Origin of the sequence: Methylophaga sp. UBA1464 (genome assembly GCF_002325665.1) — a bacterium.
Lineage (GTDB): Bacteria > Pseudomonadota > Gammaproteobacteria > Nitrosococcales > Methylophagaceae > Methylophaga.
This window is the reverse complement of sequence record NZ_DCSO01000103.1, coordinates 12,088-12,739: the sequence shown is the minus strand read 5'-3', so window position 1 is coordinate 12,739 and position 652 is coordinate 12,088. Positions and strand designations below refer to the sequence as shown.

Below are 652 nucleotides of genomic sequence, written 5' to 3'. Positions count from 1 at the left end.
GGCGGTTTCCGCTTTGGATTGCTCGCAACTCTCTTCCGTCTGCATCTGATAAGGATCAATCGGTGGATTAAGCTGGCCGGGCTTATCAATACTGGTAGAGTCCTTTTCCCACCATTCTTCACGTCGACCATGACGACGGGTATAAACCGTGCCGCGCACATCTGTCAGGTCTTTAACCGCTTCACCCTGTGCCAGCCGATGGGCTATTTCCACTACCTGGCGTTCACCGTTACCGTAAACCAGTAAATCCGCTTTGGAATCCATAATCACGCTGCGACGGACTTTTTCAGACCAGTAGTCATAATGTGCAATACGACGCAGACTGGCTTCGATGCCACCAATAACAATTGGCACACCTTTATAGGCTTCCCGACAACGCTGACTGTATACGACGACGCTGTGATCAGGGCGTTTGCCACCTTCACCATCAGCAGTGTAAGCATCATTACGACGAATTTTTTTATCGGAGGTGTAACGATTGACCATCGAATCCATATTGCCGCCGGTGACGCCAAAAAACAGATTCGGTTTACCAAGTCGTTGAAAATCTTTGGTGCTGTTCCAATCCGGTTGCGAGATGATGCCGACTCGAAAGCCTTGAGATTCCAGCAAGCGACCAATTAATGCCATGCCAAAACTGGGATGATCCACT

Annotated in this window: 1 pseudogene; it reads right to left on the bottom strand. The window is 49.4% G+C overall.

Annotated elements, in window-relative coordinates:
- Positions 1–651 (bottom strand): annotated as a pseudogene (locus B3O33_RS14050) (YgiQ family radical SAM protein); the annotation flags it as partial.
- Between the last annotated feature and the right edge of the window lies 1 nt (position 652).